Raw genomic sequence first — 574 nt, forward strand, 5'->3', positions numbered from 1 at the left:
CCTCCCGCGCCGCTCATCACGAACATGCGCGGGTGTGCGCATCAGGGGGGAAGACAATGAGAACCCGAACCAGCCTCGTCGTGGCCGCCGCCGTCGGTGCCACGTTCGCCACCACCGTCCAGGGCGCCGAGGTCACCGCCCCGGTCCAGGTCACTGCGACCCGGACCCCGATCACGGCGGACGACGCCCTCGCCGCCGTGGACGTGATCACGCGTGAGGACATCGAGGGGCGCCAGCCCGCCGACGCCGTCGAGCTGCTGCGCGATCTGGCCGGCGTATCCATCAGCCGCAACGGCGGGCGCGGCAAGTCCGCCAGCGTCTATCTGCGCGGCACCGAGAGCGACCATACCCTGGTCCTGATCAACGGCGTGCGCATGGGCTCGGCGACCCAGGGCAGCACCCCGCTGGAGCAGATCCCGGTAAGCCAGATCCGGCGTATCGAGGTGGTGCGTGGCCCCCGGGCGAGCCTCTACGGCGCGGACGCCATCGGTGGCGTCATCCAGATCTTCACCGACCGCGATTCCACCCACGCCCGGGTCGCCGCCGGCAGCCAGCACACCTGGGAGGCCGGTGT

At 71.4% G+C, this 574-nt stretch carries 1 protein-coding gene; it reads left to right on the forward strand.

The window, feature by feature from the left end:
• Window positions 1-56 precede the first annotated feature (56 nt).
• The coding region (locus tag G7A99_RS24035) for a TonB-dependent receptor plug domain-containing protein (protein ID WP_163144591.1) at window positions 57-574 on the forward strand (518 nt) is incomplete at its 3' end.

This window comes from Arhodomonas sp. KWT (assembly GCF_010993615.1).